General features: G+C 74.0%; 14 protein-coding genes. 12 read left to right on the top strand and 2 right to left on the bottom strand.

Annotated features, from left to right (window positions below):
- Nucleotides 1–7: 7 nt before the first annotated feature.
- On the bottom strand, nt 8–1,732 hold the full coding sequence (locus ACVWWH_RS09790; RefSeq protein ID WP_457316465.1) for a SulP family inorganic anion transporter: 1,725 nt from the start codon (nt 1,730–1,732) through the stop codon (nt 8–10).
- A 106-nt stretch (nt 1,733–1,838) separates the two neighbouring features.
- Between ACVWWH_RS09790 and ACVWWH_RS09785 the strand changes: the two genes are divergently transcribed.
- From ACVWWH_RS09785 to ACVWWH_RS09775, 3 genes are read left to right on the top strand one after another with little or no spacing between them, the layout of a single operon-like run.
- On the top strand, nt 1,839–3,257 hold the full coding sequence (locus ACVWWH_RS09785; RefSeq protein WP_457316464.1) for a phytoene desaturase family protein: 1,419 nt from the start codon (nt 1,839–1,841) through the stop codon (nt 3,255–3,257).
- Nucleotides 3,258–3,266: 9 nt separating this feature from the next.
- A complete protein-coding gene (locus ACVWWH_RS09780; protein WP_457316463.1) occupies nt 3,267–4,454 on the top strand; it encodes a class I SAM-dependent methyltransferase in 1,188 nt (395 codons plus the stop codon).
- Nucleotides 4,455–4,498: 44 nt separating this feature from the next.
- The gene (locus ACVWWH_RS09775) at nt 4,499–5,107 is read left to right on the top strand and encodes an SOUL family heme-binding protein (protein ID WP_457316462.1); all 609 of its coding nucleotides are present in this window, start codon (nt 4,499–4,501) and stop codon (nt 5,105–5,107) included.
- A 28-nt stretch (nt 5,108–5,135) separates the two neighbouring features.
- Here ACVWWH_RS09775 and ACVWWH_RS09770 read toward each other — a convergent pair whose 3' ends face one another.
- Complete coding sequence (locus tag ACVWWH_RS09770; protein ID WP_457316461.1) at nt 5,136–6,194, bottom strand: sodium:calcium antiporter; 1,059 nt, start codon at nt 6,192–6,194, stop codon at nt 5,136–5,138.
- A 257-nt stretch (nt 6,195–6,451) separates the two neighbouring features.
- Between ACVWWH_RS09770 and ACVWWH_RS09765 the strand changes: the two genes are divergently transcribed.
- The 9 genes from ACVWWH_RS09765 (at nt 6,452) to metE (ending at nt 16,578) form a co-directional block, all read left to right on the top strand.
- Entirely contained in the window at nt 6,452–7,660 is a 1,209-nt protein-coding gene (locus tag ACVWWH_RS09765) for an ROK family transcriptional regulator (protein WP_457316460.1), read from the top strand.
- A gap of 60 nt (nt 7,661–7,720) precedes the next feature.
- Entirely contained in the window at nt 7,721–8,740 is a 1,020-nt protein-coding gene (locus tag ACVWWH_RS09760) for an AAA family ATPase (RefSeq protein ID WP_457316459.1), read from the top strand.
- A 7-nt stretch (nt 8,741–8,747) separates the two neighbouring features.
- The gene (locus ACVWWH_RS09755) at nt 8,748–9,632 is read left to right on the top strand and encodes a DUF58 domain-containing protein (RefSeq protein ID WP_457316458.1); all 885 of its coding nucleotides are present in this window, start codon (nt 8,748–8,750) and stop codon (nt 9,630–9,632) included.
- Nucleotides 9,622–10,089 (top strand): hypothetical protein, encoded by a 468-nt coding sequence (locus ACVWWH_RS09750; RefSeq protein ID WP_457316457.1) that lies wholly within the window; start codon nt 9,622–9,624, stop codon nt 10,087–10,089. Before ACVWWH_RS09755 ends, ACVWWH_RS09750 begins: the two co-directional genes overlap by 11 nt.
- The gene (locus tag ACVWWH_RS09745) at nt 10,080–11,060 is read left to right on the top strand and encodes a vWA domain-containing protein (RefSeq protein ID WP_457316456.1); all 981 of its coding nucleotides are present in this window, start codon (nt 10,080–10,082) and stop codon (nt 11,058–11,060) included. The genes ACVWWH_RS09750 and ACVWWH_RS09745 overlap by 10 nt, the downstream gene beginning before the upstream one ends.
- A complete protein-coding gene (locus ACVWWH_RS09740; RefSeq protein ID WP_457316455.1) occupies nt 11,057–12,052 on the top strand; it encodes a vWA domain-containing protein in 996 nt (331 codons plus the stop codon). Before ACVWWH_RS09745 ends, ACVWWH_RS09740 begins: the two co-directional genes overlap by 4 nt.
- Entirely contained in the window at nt 12,049–12,879 is an 831-nt protein-coding gene (locus tag ACVWWH_RS09735) for a hypothetical protein (RefSeq protein WP_457316454.1), read from the top strand. The genes ACVWWH_RS09740 and ACVWWH_RS09735 overlap by 4 nt, the downstream gene beginning before the upstream one ends.
- Before the next feature lie 305 nt (nt 12,880–13,184).
- Nucleotides 13,185–14,138 carry a methylenetetrahydrofolate reductase gene (locus ACVWWH_RS09730; protein ID WP_066498121.1) on the top strand — a complete coding sequence of 318 codons (954 nt, stop codon included), beginning with the start codon at nt 13,185–13,187 and terminating at the stop codon, nt 14,136–14,138.
- Nucleotides 14,139–14,169: 31 nt separating this feature from the next.
- Nucleotides 14,170–16,578: a 5-methyltetrahydropteroyltriglutamate--homocysteine S-methyltransferase gene (gene metE / locus ACVWWH_RS09725; RefSeq protein WP_457316453.1), complete on the top strand. Its 2,409-nt coding sequence runs from the start codon at nt 14,170–14,172 to the stop codon at nt 16,576–16,578.
- Nucleotides 16,579–16,592 lie beyond the last annotated feature (14 nt).

Below are 16,592 nucleotides of genomic sequence, written 5' to 3'. Positions count from 1 at the left end.
CCCCACCTCATGCAGGGGGCGGGGCCGGCACGGGAGGCTCCTCCCCGCCGTCGTGCGTCCCCGGGTCGTCCCGGTCGGCGCGGAGGGCCCGCACGGCCGCGCTCACCGTCGGGTAGAAATGGTCGACGCCGAACCTCGCCCGGGTGCCGAACCGCACGAGCCTGTCCTTCATGGGGCCCTTCAGCTCGGCGAACACGAGCTGGATGCCGCGCTGCGCGAGCCACTCGTCGAGCTCGATGAGCTCCTCGAGCGCCGTGGTGTCGATCCCGGTGATCGGCTCGGCGGCGAGGACCAGATGGGTGACGGGCCTGCCGGCGGACTCGACGAGCGAGCGGAGGAAGTCCGTGAGGACCGAGCCGTTGGCGAAGAAGAGGGGCGCATCGAACCGCGCGAGGATGAGGCCCGGGATGCGGGTGCCCTCGGGGTGGCGGGAGAGGTCGTGGTAGCCGGGCACCTCCTCGAGGTGGCCGAGCTCGGCGCGGTACGGCGTGAACGCCCGCCGGACGAACTCGAGCAGGGCCAGCCCGATCGCCACGAGGATGCCGGGGAGCACACCGAGCGTCGTGACGCCCACGAACGTGGCCGCCATGACTGCCGCCTCCGCCCGGCTCATCCGCACGAGCCGGACCATCTCGGGCACGTCCACGAGGCCGGCCACGGCCACGATCACCACGGCCGCGAGCGTCGCGGTCGGCAGGTACGCAGTGGCGCCCGGCGCGAGGAGCATGAAGGCGAGCACGAGGACTGCGGCCACGACCCCGGCGAGCTGGCTGCGCGCCCCCGCCGCCAGCGCCACCGGGGTCCGCGACCCGCTGGCCGAGACCGGGAGGCCGCCGAGGAGCCCGGTCGCGGCGTTCGCCAGCCCGATCGCGCCGAGCTCCCGGTTGCCCGAGACATCGCCGCCGTGCCGTGATGCGAGGCTCTTCGAGAGCACGCCCGAGTCCGCGAAGGTCATGAGGGCGATTCCGGCCGCCGGCACCACGAGCGCCAGCGCGTCGCCCCACCCGAGGCCGCCCAGCGGCGCGGGCGGCAGCCCGGAGGGGAGGGCGCCGGCCACCGCGGTCCGGGCGCCCAGCCCGAGGACCCAGGTGGCCAGCGCCGACCCGACGACGGCCGCGAGCATGCCCACGAGCCGCCACCCGAGCAGCCCGGCCGCAGCCATGACCGCCAGCGAGCCCGCGCCCACCGCGAGCGAGACCGGGTTGGCCGCACGGAGTGCCGATGCCAGCGCCGCGAGCTCCTCCCACGGCGTGGCCCCCGCGGCATGGAGTCCCAGCAGCGTGGCCAGCTGGGACGCGAAGACCACGAGCGCGAGCCCGCTGAGGTATCCGAGCCGGATCGGCCGCGACAGCAGCTGCGTCACGACCCCGAGCCGCAGGATCGAGCCGATCACCATGATGGCGCCCATGAGCAGGGCGAGGAGGCCCGCGAGCGCGACGGCGCGCTCGGCGCTGCCCGCCGCGAGCGGCAGGACGGAGGCCGCGATGAGGGGCGCGAGCGCTGAGTCGGGCCCCAGCACGAGGACCCTGCTCGGCCCGACGAGGGCGTAGACGGCCATCGGGACCACGGTCGCATAGAGGCCCGTGACCGGCGGGAGCCCCGCGGCCTGCGCGTACGCCATCCCGGCCGGAATGAGGAGCGCGAACAGCCCCGCCCCGGCCACGGCGTCGTCGCGCAGCCACCGCGGCTCATAGTGCCGCAGCCAGGGCGCGAGGGGGATCCAGCGCGGCACGCGGCCACCAGCCTCCGTGCCGCGTGTCTGCCTCCGGCCCACGCCCATGCTGGGATGATGCGGCGCAGCCCCTCCCCGCCGCCAGTGCCGGTGGCAGGATGGGAGGGTGAGCACAGCCATCGTCGTCGGCAGCGGACCCAACGGCCTCTCTGCGGCCGTGCACCTGGCGGCCCACGGCGTCCGGGTCCGGGTGCTCGAGGCCCAGGCGGAGATCGGTGGAGGATGCCGCTCGTCCGAGCCGACCCTGCCGGGGGTGGTCGCCGACGACTGCTCGGCATTCCACCCCCTCGCCGCCGCGTCGCCGTTCCTGACCGGGCTGGGGCTCGAGGAGCACGGCCTGCGCTGGCTGTGGCCCGAGGTCCAGCTCTCGCACCCCCTCGACGGCGGCCGGGAGGCTGTCCTGTGGCAGGACCTGGCCCGTACCACGGCGGGACTCGGTGCGGACGGCCCGGCGTGGGACGCGCTCGTGGGCCGCGCCGCCCGCGATTTCGGCACCATCGCCGGCGAGTTCCTCGGCCCGCTGCTCCATGTGCCCCGGCATCCCCTGGCCCTCGCCCGCTTCGGGGCCGACGCCGTCCTCCCGGCGACGGTCACGGCCCGCCGGTGGCGGGGCCAGGAGGCGAGGGCCCTGTTCGCCGGCATCGCCGCGCATGCGTTCGCGCCCCTCCACACGCCCCTGACCACCTCCGTGGGACTGGTCCTGGCCGCGTCCGCGCACGCGGTCGGGTGGCCGGTCGCCGCGGGCGGATCCGGGACCATCGCCGCCGCGCTCGCAGCCCGGCTCGCGGACCTCGGGGGGACCATCGAGACCGCCGCCCCCGTCACCTCGGCCCGCGAGTTCGACGGCGCGGACCTCGTCCTGCTCGACCTCGCCCCCGGTGCCGCGGCCAGGCTCCTCGCCCGGCGCCTCCCCGCCAGCACAGCAGCGGCCTACGCCCGCTACCGCCACGGCCCCGCCGCCTTCAAGGTCGACTTCGCGGTCGAGGGGGACATCCCCTGGCAGGCAGAGCACTCCCGCCGGGCCGGCACCGTGCACCTCGGCGGCACGCTCGAGGAGATCGCCGCGGCCGAGGCGGACGTGGCCCGAGGCTGGATGCCGGCACGGCCGTTCGTCCTCGTGGGCCAGCAGTACCTCGCCGACCCCTCACGGTCGCGGGAGGGCATCAACCCCATCTGGGCCTACGCCCACGTCCCGCACGGCTACCCGGGGGATGCGACCGAGGCGCTCACGGCCCAGATCGAGCGGTTCGCCCCCGGCTTCAGGGCCAGGATCCGGGCGACCGCCGTCCGGGGACCGGCGGCCCTCGAGGCGCACAACGCCAACTACGTGGGCGGCGACATCGGCACGGGTGCCACCTCCGGGCTCCAGCTCCTCGCACGCCCCCGCCTGGCCGTCAACCCCTACGCGACCGGGGTCCCGGGCGTGTACCTCTGCTCCGCGGCGACCCCGCCCGGACCGGGGAGCCACGGGATGTCCGGGTACCGGGCCGCGCAGGCCGCACTGGGGTGGCTGGCACGCCGCTAGGGTGGACGGGTGCACGACCCACGCAGGCCAGACTTCCCCTTCGACGAGCTCCGACGCCACCCCGATGTCGAGGCGCCGAACCTGTTGGCCTTCGACGCGACCGACAGGCTCCTCGGTGCCCGCGGCATCGACCAGGCGGCCGCGCGCGGACTGGCGGGGCGGGAGATCGCGGTGATAGGCGACGCCTACGGCGCGGTGACGCTCCAGCTCGCCGCCGCCGGACTCACCGGAGTCCGGGTCCACCAGGACCTCGTGACCGGCCGGGCGGCGCTCGCGGGCAACGCCGCGGCCCTCGGCCTCGCGGGCACCTACGAGGCCCACGAGCTGGACGCCGGCCTGCTCTCCGGTGTCCGGCTGGTCCTCGCGCAGCTCCCGCGCGGCCTCGCGGAGCTCGAGGAGCTCGCCGACGCGGTCGCCCGCTGGGCGGCCGGCGACGTCGTGCTCGTCGCGGGCGGGCGCGTCAAGCACATGACGCTGGCCATGAATGCCGTCCTCGGCTCCCGCTTCACGGAGGTCGGCGCCGGGCTCGCGGTGCAGAAGTCGCGGCTGCTGACCGCGGCCGGCCCGCGCCCCGTCCCGGAGCGGGCGCCGTTCCCGGTGTGCACGGCGCACGACGACGTGGGCCTGACCCTGTGTGCGTTCGGCGGCGCCTTCGCGGGTCCGCGGCTCGACATCGGCACGCGCTTCCTGCTCGGATTCCTCGACCGCATGCCCGGAGGCCCAGGGGGCTCCGCCGTCGACCTCGGATGCGGCACCGGCGCCCTCGCCGCCGCCTACGCGCTGCGCCACCCCGGCGCGCACGTCGTGGCCACGGACCGCTCGGCCGCGGCGGTCCGCTCGGCGCGCGCCACGATGGAGGCGAACGGCGTCGCCGGGCGGGTCGCCGTGGAGCACGACGATGCCGGCGGCTCGCTGCCCGCGGCCTCCGCCGACGTCGTGCTCCTCAACCCGCCGTTCCACCTCGGGGCGAGCGTCCACGCGGGAGCGGGCCTCAAGCTCATCCGCGCCGCCGGGCGGCTGCTGGCCCCCGGCGGCGAGCTGTGGTGCGTGGCGAACAGCCACCTCGGCTACCGGGCCGCGCTCCAGAGCGCGGTGGGCAGGACCGAGGTGGCAGGGCGCGACCGGAAGTTCACCGTGACGCGTTCGGTGCGCCGGGACCGCCCTCGGGATGTCCGCGCCACGGACGCGCGGGCCTAGGGCCCTTCTCGCGCTCCGCCGCCCGGCGTACCGTCGGAGGGACCATGACCGAACAGCAGCCCTACGAGCTCCTCCGGCGCTACGCAGACTTCGAGCTGCGGCGCTACCCCGCCCACACCGTGGCAGAGGTGGAGGTGGACGCGTCCTTCGACCGGGCGGGCAACGCCGCCTTCCGCCACCTCTTCAACTACATCAGCGGGAACAACACGGCCCGGCAGTCGCTGGCCATGACCGCGCCCGTGGTACAGGGGGCGGCGCCGGGGCGGCCCCCGTCCCAGAAGGTGGCGATGACGGCCCCCGTGCTCCAGAGCGGGCCGCTGGATGCCAGCCGTGCCGGCGGCGCCGCCGCGGGGGAGGGCGCCTACGCGGTGGCGTTCGTGCTCCCTGCCGGCATGACCGAGGAGTCGGCTCCGGTGCCCGCCGATCCGCGGGTGCGGATCCGCACTGTGCCGGGTTCGACGGCGGCCGTGCTGCGCTTCTCCGGCCGCGGCTCCGGCGAGGCATTCGCCAAGCGCAGCCGGGAGCTGCGGGACGCGATGGCCGCGGCCGGCCTCGAGCCCTCGGGGCCGCCCCGGTTCGCCCGCTTCGACCCGCCCTTCAAGCCCTTCTTCCTGCGCCGCAACGAGGTGGTGCAGGACGTGGCGCGGCCCTAGCCGCGGCGGCAGGAGTGCCGGACCTGCCCTACCCCGAGGCGACGGCGAAGAGCCCCGCGACGCCGAGCAGGTAGAGGACCAGCACGATGAACGAGTCGACGCCCATGCCCGCGATGCGGCGCTTGGGTCGGAAGATCAGGCTCATGACGTAGACGAGGGTCAGCAGTATCGCCAGCGCGGTGAGGTAGATGTCGGTGTTGTGCGCCTGGGGCAGCACCGGCTGGCCCGAGATGAGCACTGCGACGAGGAAGAGGACGGGCAGGAAGGCATTGCCGCCGAAGATGTCGCTGACCGCGAGCCGGTAGTCGCCCTGCTTGACGGAGGCCAGGCCCGTGGAGATCTCGGGCAGGGAGGTCGCCAGCGCCAGGATGGTGGCGCCGAAAAGGACTCCGGAGAGGCCGATGTGCCCGGCGATCGCGTCCCCGCTGCGTTCGAGCGCGACGCCGGCGCCGAGGGTGGCGATCGCTGCCACGGAGAAGATCAGCGCGGCGCGGCCTGTGCTGACCTTCTTGCTGCCGTCTCCGGAGTCCTTGCTGTGTCCCTGGGGCTTGGACTGGGAGCCGGGGGCATTGCCCTGCTCGTGCCAGGGCAGGCCCTTCTGGCTGCGCTGGACGGCGAGGAGGCCCACGATCCACACGGCGGCGATCAGGACGGCGGCAGGGGTCAGGCGGAAGGCGACGAGGCTCGGGGGCATCTGGCTGCCGGCCACGACGACGCCGAGTACCCCGACGACGGTGACCGCCTCGATCACGAGCGTCAGCGACGATGCGCGGTACATCAGCGGTTCCCCCTTTCGTGTGCCGATCGCGTCCAGGGCCACCAGGACCACGGTCTGGACCGCGATGCCTCCCAGGATGTTGCCCACGGCGACGCCCAGATTGCCTGAGAGGGCCGCACTCACGGTGATCGCGATCTCGGGCAGGTTGGTGGCGACCGCGAGCAGGATCAGGCCGCCCAGCGCCGAGCCCAGGTGCAGCCGCGCATCGAGGACGTCGGTCTGCTTCGAGAGCTGGATGCCCGCGACCCATATCACCGCGGCGGCGACAGCGAAGAGCAGCAGCAGTGCCCACAACGGCCAAGACGACATCCGCAATCCTCCGATCACTCCGCGGCCAGGAGCAGGGGCGCACCCGGCCGGCTGGTGCGCTCCTTCCCGCCGCTTGCGCCATGCAAACAATTGCGTTTGTGCAAATGCTGGGCCGAAGTGCGGTGCGGCACGCGGACGGTGGGAGAATTGCCTTCGCGGTAACGTACTCCGAAGTAGCGCGTCCGCGATTCTGCCGAGAGGACCCAGTGACGGAGCCCCGCCAGTCAGCCGCCCGACGTGGCACCAACCTGCCTCGCATGGGCGACTTCAACCTCACCGTCATCCTCGACGCCATCCGCCGGTCCGAGTCGGGACTCAGCCGCGTCGAGCTCGCACAGATCGTGGGCCTGTCGCCCCAGACCATCTCCAACATCTCGCGCCGCCTGCTGGACCAGAAGCTCATCGTCGAGGCCGGGAAGGAAGGCTCGGGGCCGGGCAAGCCGCGCACCATCCTCCGGCTCAATCCGCAGGGCATGTACGCGCTCGGGGTCCACCTCGATCCGAGCCTCGTCACGGTGGTGCTCCTCGACCTGGTCGGCCAGATCGTGGTGAAGGAGATGTTCGTGACCCCCCGCAGCCACGAGCCCGACGAGGTCGTCGCGGCCATCGCGGACTCCATCGAGGGGCTCCTGGACCGCTCCGGGATCCCCCGCGAACTCGTGGCCGGCGTCGGTGTGGCCGCCCCGGGACCCATCGACCTGGACCGTGGCGCCGTGGTCGGCCCGCCGCTGCTGCGCGGCTGGGTCGACGTCCCGCTGCGGGCGATGGTCGAGGAGGCCACGGGCCTGCCGACCACCATGGACAAGGACGTCACCGGTGCCGCCGTCGCGGAAACCTGGGCCGGGGCTCCCGGCGGGGCGGACAGCTTCGCCCTCTTCTACCTGGGCACCGGACTCGGCTGCGGCCTCGTCCTGGGCGGCGAGGTCTACCGGGGCAGCTCGGGCAACGTCGGCGAGATCGGGCACATCATCGTCGACCCGGACGGTCCGGAATGCTTCGACCGGTGCGGGATGCGCGGGACCATCGCCACCGTCCTCGAGCCCGTGCGGCTCGTCGGCGAGGCCATCCAGGCCGGCGTGCTCTCGCCGCTCGGCGAGGAGCCCACGGCCGGGGACTTCCAGGAGGCCTTCGCGCACCTGAGCCGCCTGGTCGGGGAGGGCGACGAGCGCGCCGTCGCGATCCTCGGCGCGGCCGCGCGGAAGCTGGCCTGGGCGGCCGCCGTGGTCGGCAACCTCCTCGACGTCGACCGGCTCGTCCTGGGAGGACCCTTCTGGGCGCCGGTGGCCGACTTCTGCCTGGCCGTGCTGCCCGACATGGTCAACGACCTCCTCGCCGCGCGCGGCATCCACCGGGTCGAGATCGCCGGGACCGTGCTGGGCGACGACGTCGGGGCCGTCGGAGCCGCGTGCCTCGTGCTCGAGCGCGCGCTCGCCCCGAGGGCAGAACGGCTCCTGCTCGGCGGGTAGCATGGGCACCAAGCCGCCGGCGCACGCGCCCGGGCGGTGCGAGCACAGGAGGGGGACGCCATGCTCCAGCACGTCGACACGGGATCGCCGGCACCGCCGCTGACCGCCGGCGAACTCGACGAGGCGGCGCGCGTCATCGCGGCAGTCTCCCGGCAGTTCGAATCGAAGGTCGTGGGCCAGGACCGGCTGCGGCAGACGCTGCTGATCGGCCTCCTCACCGGCGGCCACGTCCTGCTCGAGTCGGTCCCCGGGCTCGCCAAGACGACCGCGGCCTCCACGCTCGCGGACTCGATCCGCGGCTCCTTCCGGCGCATCCAGTGCACGCCGGATCTCCTGCCGAGCGACATCGTGGGCACGCAGGTCTACGACGCGCGCGATGCGAGCTTCACGACCCAGCTCGGCCCCGTGCACGCCAACATCGTGCTCCTCGACGAGATCAACCGCTCCAGCGCCAAGACGCAGAGCGCCATGCTCGAGGCGATGCAGGAACGCCAGACCAGCATCGGCGGGGAGGTCCACCGTCTGCCCGAGCCGTTCCTCGTGCTCGCGACCCAGAACCCGATCGAGCAGGAGGGCACCTACCAGCTGCCTGAGGCGCAGATGGACCGGTTCATGCTCAAGGACGTGCTCGACTACCCGACGCCCGAGGAGGAGGCCGAGGTCCTGCACCGGATCGACCGGGGGGTCTACGCCGATGACGCCTCCGCCGGACCGGCGGCCGACCTCGACCAGATCAGGGGGCTCCAGGCCGCGGCCCGCCGGGTCTACCTCGATCCGGCGATCGTGCGCTACATCGTCGGGCTGACCTACGTGACCCGGCACGCGGAGCAGTACATCGATCCGCGGCTGGCAGGCTACATCGAGTTCGGCGCGAGCCCCCGCGCGTCCATCGCGTTCGCCGCCGCAGCCAGGGCGGCGGCCCTCCTGTCGGGGCGCGACTACGTGGTCCCCGAGGACGTCAAGTCACTCGCGCACCGGGTGCTGCGCCACCGGGTCATCCTGGGCTTCGAGGCCGCCGCGGACCAGGTGCCCGTCGAGACGGTCGTGGACGCGCTGGTCGCGGCCGTGCAGACCCCCTAGGCGCACCGTGCAGACCAGCCTCGTGGCGCGGGTCGCCTCGAAGATGTTCATCTTCGCCCACCGCCGGGCGCGGACGATGCTCGACGGCGAGTACGGCGCGGTGTCCCGCGGCCGCAGCCTCGACTTCGACGACCTGCGCGCCTACACCCCCGGCGACGAGATCCGCGACATCGACTGGAAGGCCTCCGCCCGCCTCGGGTCCCCCCTCGTGCGGCGCTACGCGGCCGTCCGCAAGCAGACGGTCATCCTCGTGGCCGACACCGGGCGGGGCATGGCCGCGGTGTCCCGGAGCGGGGACCCCAAGCGCGAGATCATGCTCATGGCGCTCGGCGTCATGGGCTACCTGGCGCACCGCCACGGCGACCAGCTGGCCCTCGTCGCCGGGGACTCCGCGGCCACCGCCGCGCACCCGCCCCGCACGGGCCAGGCCCACCTCGAGCAGATCCTGCGCCGCCTCGAGTCCTCTGCCGGCGCCTCTGCTGCCCGCAGCGACCTCACCGCCCAGCTCGCCCACGTGGCCCGGACCGTCCGGCGCCGCGGCCTGCTCGTCATCGTCGCCGACGAGGCAGCGCTGGACGAGGAGGACGAGGCGCTCCTGACGCGTCTCGCCATCCAGCACGAGATCCTGTGGATCACGGTCCTGGACGCCGAGCTCGTCGGCGCCGCCGCGCCCCGGCGCAGCTACGACGTCGACGGCGGGGCACCGCTGCTGGGCCGGCTCGCCGCCGAGGAGGAGGTGGTGCGCGACTACGGGCGCCTCATGGCCGGGCGCACCGAGCGCCGCGAGCGGATCCTGAACCGTCTCGGCATCGTCGAAGGCCGTCTCGGCTCCGTCGACGAGGTCCTTCCGGGCCTCTTCCGGCTCCTGGAGAAGCATCGCCGTGCCCGCTGACACACCGTTCTACGGCCCCTTGGCCTACTCGGGATTCTGGCTCTTCCTGGGCCTGGCGCTCGCGGCCGCCGCCGTCGGCTGGGTCGGCTACGCCGTGGTCAGCACCCGGCCGCCCCGGGCCGTGGCAGAGGCGTCCATCCCGCGCTTCCACGCCTCGCCCGGCCTCCGCGGGGTGTACCTGGGCAGGATCGAGGAGATCGCCGCGCTGCTCGAGGCGGGGGAGATCGGCTCCCGCACCGCCGTCCAGGAGCTGTCGCAGATCGTGCGCGGGTTCGTGCAGGAGGCCACCGCCGTCAGGGCGTCCCGCATGACCCTCGAGGAACTGCGCCGGCAGCCGGTCCCGGCGGTGGCCACCGCCGTCGAGCGCTTCTACCCCGGCGAGTTCTCGGCCCCGGGAGAGCCGGATGCGGAGGCCGCTCTCGCCGCCGCCCGGACGGTGGTGGACGCATGGACCTGAACTACGCCTGGCTCCTCGTGCCGGGGGCGCTGGCCCTGGTCGGCGCCGCGGCGCTCGTGCTGTGGAGGAAGAAGGGCACGGACGACGCCGTGCTGGTCGCCCACGGCGATCGCCTCGCCTCCCTGCCGAGCTACCAGCGGCTGGTACGCCGGCAGCGGATCTGGCTCGCTGTCGTGGTCGGCGCTGCGCTCGTGCTCGCCGGCGCGCTCCTCGTCGCGGCCGCCCGGCCCATCCTCGCCTCGTCCCAGCGCCCCGAGCAGCGCAGCCGCGACATCATCCTGTGCCTGGACACCTCCGGGTCGATGAGCCGCGCCGACTCGGCGATCGTGGATGTCTTTGCCTCCATGGTGCGGGACTTCCAGGGCGAGCGGATCGGCATGACCATCTTCGACGGCAGCGGGGTGCAGGTCTTCCCCCTCACCGACGACTACTCCTACATCGAGGAGCAGCTGGGCCGGGCGCAGTCCGCCTTCGACCAGCGCGGCGGCGACCCGTCCTTCTTCGAGGGGACGTCCCAGGGGCGCGGCACGTCCCTGATCGGCGACGGGCTGGCCGCGTGCGTGACGAACTTCCCGCGGCTCGGCACGGAGCAGCGCTCGCGGTCCGTCATCCTCTCGACGGACAACTACCTCGCCGGCCGGCCGATCTTCACGCTGCAGCAGGCCGCCGACCTCGCGACATCGAACCAGGTCAAGGTCTACGCCCTCAACCCCGCCGACTTCGGCGGTGCCACCGCCACCGAAGAGGCCGTCGGCCTGCGCACGGCGGCGGAGTCGACCGGCGGGACCTACTTCCCGCTGCGGAGCACCACCGCGGCCCGCAGCATCATCGCCCAGATCCAGGCCAGCGAGGCGACCGCAACCAAGGCCGCGGCCCGCGGTCTCGTCGCGGACACGCCGGAGGTTCCCCTGGTGATCGCCCTGGCGGCGGCCCTGGTGCTCGCGCTGGGGCTGTGGAGGGTGCGGACATGACCGTGCTGCCCGTGATCCCCTGGTGGGCCGCGCTCGCGGCCAGCGCCCTCATGCTCGGCGGGGTGGGCTGGGCCGCGTGGCGCGCCGTGGCGGCGGGGCGGCCGCGCACGCCCTGGATCCTCCGGGGCCTGCTGGCGCTGTGCCTCGTCGCGGCCGTGTGGCGGCCCGGCATCCCCGGCGCCGAGGCGCAGGGCGCCTCGAGCGACGTGAACGTGTTCTTCGTCGTCGACCTCACCACGAGCTCGACCGCCGAGGACTATGGCGGCCGGCCCCGCCTCGACGGCATGCGCGCGGACATGGAGGCCATCGCCGAGCGGCTCGCCGGGGCCAAGTTCGCCGTCATCACGTTCGACACCAGGGGCAGCGTCAGGATGCCCCTCAGCGCGGACACCTCCGCGCTCGAGGCGACCGCCGAGACCCTGCGTCCCGCCTACTACGTGTACTCGCAGGGCTCGAGCATCACCGCCGGAGCGGACGCCCTGCGTCAGCGGCTCGAGGCGTCGGCCCACGACGCCCCCGAGCGCCAGCGCGTGGTCTTCTACCTCGGCGACGGCGAGCAGACGAGCGCGACCGCGCCGGCGCCGCTGGGGATCGACCGAGGGCTCGTCAGCGGGGGAGCGGTGCTCGGATACGGCACGGCCTCCGGCGGCCGCATGCGGGAGAACGCCCCGGACGCCAAGGGCGAGCAGCCCTACCTGCTCGACCCGTCCACCGGCGCCGACGCCGTGAGCCGGATCGACGAGGACGCCCTGCGCGGGCTCGCAGGCCAGCTCGGCGTCCCCTACGTGCACCGCGGACCAGGAGACGCCGTGGACGCCGCCCTCGTCCAGGCGCAGCCGGGAACCCTGCGGCCCACGGCAGAGTCCGGGCTGTTCGGCCGGTTCGAGCTGTACTGGGTCTTCGCCCTGGCCGCCTTCGGGCTCACCCTCGCGGAGCTCGTGCGTTCGGGCCGCGCCCTGCTGGAGATCCTGCCGGTCCGGAGGCCAGGATGACGGCGCTGCTGGGACGGCGGCCCACGGCCGGCCCCGGGCCCGCCGAGGAGAGCGCAGACGAGCGCACCGCGCGGCTGCGGCGCCGGTCGAGGCTGCTGCTGGGCGGGCTGCCCTTCGTCCTGGCCCTCCTGCTGGCAGCGGCGAAGCTGGTGGGCATGAGCGCCTTCGCCCAAGGGGCCATCGTGGCCTTCGACGGCAAGGATGCCGGCGGCGTCGCCTCGGCCGCGGCGGGCATGGGCTTCCTGGACCTCGTCGAGACGCACAAGTCCCACTTCGCTGCGGGCGACGCCGCGGTCCTGGCGGGGGACTGGCCGCGGGCACGCGCCGAGTTCGAGGAGGCACTGCGCCGGACCGGACCCGACGACGAGTGCACCGTGCGGGTCAACCTCGTGCTCACGATCGAGAAGCTCGGCGACGCGGCGCGGGAGGCGGGCGACGCCCCGAAGGCGGGGGCGCTCTACCGCGACGGGGAAGCGGTGGCCGAGGCTGCGCCGCAGGGGTGCTTCCAGCAGAACAGCCCCCAGAACCAGCAGCAGCAGGGCCAGAGGCTCAGCGAGGCCAAGGACCGGCTGCAGACCAAGCAGGGCAGCCCCGACCCCTCGGGACAGCAGGGCCAGCCAGGACAGCAGGACCAGTCCGGGCAGCAGGGCCCCGCCCCCTCGGCCTCGGCCGCGCCCCCGCCGGGGCAGGGCGGCACGCCCCAGGACCAGCGCCTGCGCGACCTCGAGCGCAAGTCCCAGGCCGGCCAGCAGGAACGCTCGGACGGACAGCAGCGCGACGACTACCTCGACTCCCCGCCGACCGCCCCCGTCGACAGGCCCTGGTAGCCGGACGGCCTTCGGTCACATTCCGTCACTGCAGGACACATTCGGGCGGGGGCTTGATGGACCCGCTCCTGCCTTTCTAGGCTCGTAGGCAAGTTGCTCGTGCAACGTGTCAGCGATCCCCCTCAGCGGGGATGTGGGTGCCCCCGTGTGGGCCTGACATTTGCCGCAGGGACCCGTCCTGGTCAGCAGCGCCAGCCGCGGCGGCGCCACAGGAGTGGACCTCCCCTGCGATCCCTGAAGAACACTGCTCTTGAGATGCGCCGTGCCCCGGCGCGCCTGAGCAGACCGGACAGCCAAGGATGCAGATGTCACCACCGACCTTCATCGACGTACCCGGCGCGGCCGCGCCGGCGCCCATCGCCCTCTCCTACGAGCTGTTCCCCCCGCGGAGCGCGGCCGCCTCGCAGACTCTGTGGACCACCATCCGCGAGCTCGAGGCCACCGATCCGGACTATGTCTCCGTCACCTACGGGGCGAGCGGGTCCAACCACGACACGGCCCTCGAGCTCGTGGACCGCCTCCAGCTCGAGACCACGCTGCGCCCGCTCGCGCACCTCACCTGCGTCGGCGGGACGCCCGAGGAGCTGACCGCCGTCGTCAACGAGCTCCTCGACCGCGGCGTGCGCGGAATCCTCGCCCTTCGCGGGGACGCTCCCCGCGACGGGGCCCTCCCGCGCGGTGCGCTGCGCTACGCCCAGGACCTCATCGAGCTCATCCGACGGGTCGAGGGCCGCCGGTGCGCGCAGTTCGCGGCGGGCAAGGTCGCCATCGGGGTGGCGGCCTACCCCACCCGCCACCCGGAATCGCCCAGCGAGGTCCACGACATCGAGGTGCTCCTGGCGAAGCAGCGCTCGGGTGCGGACTTCGCCATCACGCAGGTCTTCTTCCACGCCGACCAGTACGCCTCGCTCGTCCACCGCGCCCGGCGGGCCGGGGTCACGATCCCGATCATCCCGGGGATCATGCCCTTCACGAGCCTGCGGCGCGTCGAGAAGCTCGCCCAGCTCTCCGGCGTCGCGCCCGACCCCGCGCTCGTCGACAGGCTCCGCTCCGCCGGGGACGATGCGGCAGCAGTCCGCCGCATCGGCACCGAGGCGAGCGTCCGGCTCGCCGAGGCCGCGCTCGGGGCCGGCGCCCCGGGCCTGCACCTCTACACCTTCAACGAGCACGGCGCGGCCCTCGATGTCCTCGCCCGGCTCGACCTCCCGCGGCCCAGCCGGCCGCTGCTTGCGGCGCGCCACCGCGTCGCCGCCGTCTGACCCACTGACCTCCACCACCAAGGACTCCACCATGGCTACCCAGCACACCCCTGCCCAGTTCCCCTCCGCCACCGTCCTCGGCTACCCCCGCATCGGCCGCCGGCGCGAGCTCAAGAAGGCCGTCGAGGCCTACTGGAGCGGCGCCAGCTCCCTCGCGGAGCTCGAGGCCTCGGCCGAGGCGCTCCAGCTCGCCACGGCGGCCCGCCTCACCGAGCTCGGCCTCACCGACGAGGCCGCCGTCCCCGGCACCTTCTCCTTCTACGACCAGGTCCTCGACACCCTCGTGGCGCTCGGCGCCGTCCCGGCCCGTTTCGGGACCCTGCACGACGACGCCGGCCGCCTCGGCCTCGACGCCTACTTCACGCTCGCCCGCGGGAACGCCGAGCAGCAGCCGCTCGAGATGACCAAGTGGTTCGACACGAACTACCACTATCTCGTGCCGGAGATCGGCCCCGAGACGGTCTTCTCGCTCTCCTCGGAGCGGATCGTGGAGGAGTTCTCCCTCGCCAAGGCGCACGGCACGGTCACCCGCCCCTACCTCGTCGGGCCCGTCACCCTCCTCGCGCTGTCGAAGGCGTCCGACGGCGCGCCGGCCGGCTTCGCGCCGCTGTCCCGCCTCGAGGACGTCCTCCCGGTCTACGCCGAGCTCCTCGGGAAGCTCGCCGCCGCCGGCGCCCCGTGGGTCCAGCTCGACGAGCCGGCCCTGGTGGCCGACCTCGACCTGCCCGGCGGCACCTCGGCCGCCGAGCTGGGCGCCGCCGTCGAGCGCGCCTACGCCGCCCTCACGGCGCCGGCCGTCGGGGCGGCCCGGCCCGCGATCCTCCTCTCCACCCCGTACGGCGGCCTCGGCGAGCAGACCGCCGCCGTGGCGGCGACGGGTGCCGAGGCCGTGGCCCTGGACCTGTTCAAGGGCCAGCTGCCCGCCGACCTCGCGCAGTTCGCCGGCAAGACCGTCGTGGCCGGGCTCGTGGACGGCCACAACATCTGGCGCAACGACCTCGCAGCCTCCGCGGCCACGCTCGACGCCCTCCGCGAGGCCGGCGCCCGCCACGGCTTCGCGGTCGCCGTCGCGACCTCCACCTCCACCTTCCACGTCCCGCACGACGCGGAGGAGGAGACCCAGCTGGACCCGCAGCTGCGCAGCTGGCTGGCCTTCGCCGACCAGAAGGTGCGCGAAGTCGTGACCCTCGCCGGCCATCTCGCCGCACCGGGGTCCCAGGACGCGGCCCTGGCCGAGTCCTCGCGGATCATCGCCACGCGCGCCGAGGCGCCGGGCGTGCGCCGGCCGGAGGTCCGCGAGCGCACGGCCGCGCTCACGGCAGCCGACTTCTCCCGCTCCGAGTACGGTGTCCGCGCCCAGGCCCAGGAGGCCGTGCTCGACCTGCCCCCGCTGCCCACCACGACCATCGGCTCCTTCCCGCAGACGGCCGAGGTCCGCAGTGCGCGCGCCCGCCTGAACAAGGGCGCGATCGACGAGGCCGAGTACGAGCGGCTCATGAAGGACGAGATCGCCCGGGTCATCGACCTGCAGGAGGAGCTGGGCTTCGACGTCCTCGTCCACGGCGAGCCGGAGCGCAACGACATGGTCCAGTACTTCGCCGAGCACCTCGACGGGTTCGACGTCACGGTGCACGGCTGGGTGCAGTCCTACGGCTCGCGGTGCACGCGCCCGTCGATCCTGTGGGGCGACGTGTCCCGGCAGGCCGGCGCCTCCATCCTCTGGGGCGACGCCACGAGCGCCGCGCCCATCACGGTCCCGTGGGCCGCCTACGCCCAGTCCCTGACCGAGAAGCCGGTCAAGGGCATGCTCACCGGCCCGGTCACGATCCTCGCGTGGTCCTTCGTGCGCGACGACCAGCCGCTGGCCGAGACCGCCAACCAGGTCGCCCTCGCGCTGCGCGACGAGATCGCCGACCTCGAGGACGCCGGGATCGGCATCATCCAGGTCGACGAGCCCGCCCTCCGCGAGCTCCTGCCCCTGCGGGCTGCCGACCGTCCGGCCTACCTCGACTGGTCGGTGAACGCGTTCCGGCTGGCCACGGCCGGCGCCGCGGACGCGACCCAGGTCCACACCCACCTGTGCTACTCGGAGTTCGGGGTCATCATCGACGCGATCGACGGCCTCGACGCCGACGTGACCTCGATCGAGGCCGCCCGCTCCCGCATGGAGGTCGTCACGGACCTCGAGGCGCACGGGTTCGGCCGCGGCGTGGGCCCGGGCGTCTACGACATCCACTCGCCCCGGGTGCCCAGCCAGCAGGAGATCGAGGAGCTGCTGGCCCGTGCCGTGGAGCACGTGCCCGCCCGTCAGCTGTGGGTCAACCCGGACTGCGGTCTCAAGACCCGCGGCTACGAGGAGACCGAGGCCTCGCTGCGGAACCTCGTGGAGGCGGCGAAGGTGGCCCGCGCCGCGCTCGCGGACGTGTCCTCGGCCGTCTGAGTGAGGTGACTTAC

The sequence above is a fragment of the Sinomonas sp. RB5 genome (genome assembly GCF_054063535.1).
This window is presented reverse-complemented; position numbering and strand designations above follow the sequence as displayed.